The 3,332-nt window shown below is 68.8% G+C and carries 3 protein-coding genes; 1 reads left to right on the top strand and 2 read right to left on the bottom strand.

What is annotated here, in order from left to right; translation table 11 throughout:
* Window positions 1-470: 470 nt before the first annotated feature.
* Entirely contained in the window at window positions 471-1,655 is a 1,185-nt protein-coding gene (locus FUT87_RS17215; protein WP_186830589.1) for an EAL and HDOD domain-containing protein, read from the top strand.
* 118 nt (window positions 1,656-1,773) lie between these two features.
* On the opposite strand, the gene FUT87_RS17210 is transcribed toward FUT87_RS17215, so the two are convergent.
* A complete protein-coding gene (locus FUT87_RS17210) occupies window positions 1,774-2,439 on the bottom strand; it encodes a response regulator transcription factor (RefSeq protein WP_091724424.1) in 666 nt (221 codons plus the stop codon).
* A 54-nt stretch (window positions 2,440-2,493) separates the two neighbouring features.
* On the bottom strand, window positions 2,494-3,332 hold an 839-nt coding region (locus FUT87_RS17205; RefSeq protein ID WP_186830588.1), incomplete at its 5' end, for an HlyD family type I secretion periplasmic adaptor subunit.

Genomic DNA, 3,332 nt, shown 5'->3' with positions numbered 1-3,332 from the left:
GGTGGCCGAGCTGATCACCGCGCCGGTGACCGCGCCGATCGCGGCGCCGCCGGCGGTGCCGCGCTGGCGTTCATCCATGTTGGCGCAGCCTGCCAGGACGGCTGCCGCGAGGGCGGCCACGGCCAGACGAGGGTGTCGCATCTGCATGTCGTTTCTCCTTGTGATCCGGATAAGAAAACCCAACGGCCGCGGAGCCGGTCCCACCGATCCGCGCGGATGTCGCCCACGCGGCGGTGGTCCGTCCGTGGCCGGCGGATGAGTTGCGCGCGCGCCGCGCCGGAGTTCCAGCGCACGCGCGGCCGACGGTGATCGCCAGGGGCAAGCGCGGCGCCCGCGCAATGCCTTGATCCCAGTCAGCGCAACCCACCTATAACTGCTAGTCGGTGGTCAGGGATGACAGGTGTTTGCTATTTGGTGTCGAGTGGGCGATTCCTAGCATGAAGCCTTGTTCTTCCACTCCGCGGAAAGTCATGTCCCGCCCCTCCGACACCGGCCGCATCCCCGTCAGCGATGCGTCATCGACTTCGCCGCCCGTCCCGTCGCGCGAACGCTCCAACCCCCACGTACCCCACGTCCGCTACGCCAGCCAGCCGATCATCGATCGCACGGGTCGCGTCGTCGCGACCGAATTGCTGTTCCGCTGGAATGGCGATGATGGCCCGGTCGGCCCGGAACTCGGTGCCCACGCGACCGCCGCCGTGCTGTCCAACGCGCTGATCGACGGCGCGCTCCTGACCAGCGCGACCGCCGCGGAGCATCCGCTGGGGGACCTGCTGGTCAACATGGACGGTCGCACGCTGATGGGTCCGATCGCCGAGGCGATGACGCCCGACGTCGGCGTCATCGAGCTGCTGGAGACGGTCGAGGTGGACACGGCCCTGATGCAGCGCATCGAGGACCTTCATGGCCGGGGCTACCGCTTCGCGCTGGACGACATCGTCAGCCTGGACGATCCCCGGTGGGCGCTGGCCCCCTGGGCCCAGTTCGCCAAGATCGACATGCTGGGCCTCGCGCCGCTGGCGTTGCGCGCCCTGATCCGCCATGCCCATCAGCTTGGCCTGGCGGTCATCGCGGAGAAGGTCGACGACGATGAAGCCCACCAGCGCGCGCTGCGCGCCGGTGCCGACTTCTTCCAGGGTTATGGCATCGCGCGTCCCGCAACGGTCGCCGTGCCGGCCTTGCCGGAGACCGATGCCCGCGTGGTGGCCCAGCTTCTGCAGCTGGCCGCCTCGGGCGCCTGCGCCGCGACGCTGGCCATGGTCGCGGGCCTGCATCCCTCGCTGGTCGCGCGGCTGCTGCGCGTGCAGGAGATCCATGCCGCGCAGAGCGTGGCCACCTCCGAGTCGCTGGCGGAACTGCTGGCCTCGCTGCCTCGCCCCGTCCTGGTCGCGTGGTTGTCGGTGTTCGGCCTTGCCGCCATCCACGGCCGGGAGCATCAGCTCAGCGCCCTCCTGCGTGAGGAACTCGCGCAGGGCCAGCGACGCCTGAAGGAGCAGGGGCGGGTGAGATCGCCGACGGACGCCGACCGGGCCTCGTTCTACATGTGCCGGCAGCTGCTGCGCATGCGCCTGCGGCAAGGTGGACGCAACGGGCCATCGGCCGCTGCGAAGCCGGTCGTGCGTCGCGCCGGCCCGCTGGAGACACCTCGCCTGTGAGCGCGGCGGCCGTCGATGCGGCCTTGCGCCGCATTCCTACACCGCATTCCTACACCGCATGAAAAAGCCGCCCTCGGGCGGCTTTTTCGCGGGAGTGCGGCGACCGGCCGCAGCCGCCTCAGTCGTCGATCAGGCCATGCATGCGGGCGACGCTCGTCGCCATGGCGCGGGAGTTCACATTCAGCTTGCGATAGATCGAGCGCAGATGCTGGTTCACCGTGAAGCGCGAGATCGACAGGCGGTTGCCGATGTCCACGATGGGCAAGCCTTCGATCAGCAGGTTCAGCACGCTCCATTCGCGTTGGCCCAGGCCCAGCTCCTTGAGCTTCTGGACGCGGTCGACCTTGGGCTTCACGCCGGTCTCCAGGCTTTCCAGCTTGTCCAGCACCAGGCGCGACACCGCCGGGCTCAGCGGCGCGTGGCCGTTGTGGGTGGCGATGATCTTGTCGATCAGGCTGGGCTGGATCTCTTCCTTCAGCAGGTAGCCCGAAGCCCCCGAGCGCAGGCTGCGCATCACGTGCTTGGCGTCGCCGAAGGTGCTGATCACCAGGCTGCGCGCGTCGGGGCACTTCTCGGCGATCAGCTTGATCAGGTCGATGCCGTCCACGTCGGGCAGGCCCAGGTCGACCAGGTAGATGTCGGCGCGGTTGGCCAGGATCGCGGAGACCGATTCGCCGCGGTTGCGGCCGATGCCCACGATCTGGCAGGCGCTGCTGGCGGACACGACGTCGATCAGGCGTTGAAGAACCGTCGCGTCGTCTTCGATGATGGTGACAGTGATCATGTGTGAATCCCCTGATGGTTCGGTTTGTTGTGGAATCGAGGAGTGGGTCGTGCCTCAGCGCTCGCCGAGGGACTCCGACATCGTCTTCTTGACGGGCTTGAGCAGGTAGTCCAGCACCGTATGGCGGCCGGTGATGACCTCCACGGTGGCCGTCATGCCGGGTTGCATCACGACGCGCTCGGCCTTCGCGCCCTTGAAGCGCTTGCCGCTGACGCGGATGTGGGTCCGGTAATACGGCTGCTCGCCTTGCGGCGTGCGCTCCGTCAGCGCGTCGGGGCTGACGTAGGTCACGACGCCGTCGAGGGCGCCGTAGATGCTGTAGTCGAAGGCGTCGAGCTTGATCGTCGCCGGCATGCCGGGACGGACGAAGCCGATGTCGGCCGCGCGCAGCCGGGCTTCGATGATCAGGTCGTCGCCGGTGGGCAGCAGCTGCATGATTTCGTCGCCGGAGCGCAGCACCGCACCCACCGTGGTCAGCGTGATCAGGTTGACGACGCCGTCCACCGGGGCACGCAGCGCCGTGTGCTCGAGGTTGCCGCGGCGGTCGTTCAGCATCTGGTGCACGCTGGCGAGCTCCTCCTCGGTCTTGGCCAGTTCGGCCTGCGCGTCCTGGAGGAAGCGGTTGCGGCGGGTGGTGACCTGGCCGGCCGCCTCGTTCGCGGCGCGCTGCAGGCGCAGGAACTCGGCGGCGCTGATGTCGCCGGCCTTGAACAGCGGTTCGTTCAGCTCGACTTCCCGCCGGGCAAGGTCGGCGGACTTGGACAGCACCGCCAGCTCTTCCTGGAGCGCGGTCTGGCGGCGTTCATACAAGCGGCGCTGCAGGTCGTTGAAGGCCCCGGCGCCGGCGGGGCGGTAGGGCGTGCCGAGCGTCTCGGCGCGCAGTCGCGCCAGCG

It is taken from the genome of Mitsuaria sp. TWR114 (assembly GCF_007997345.1).
This window is presented reverse-complemented; position numbering and strand designations above follow the sequence as displayed.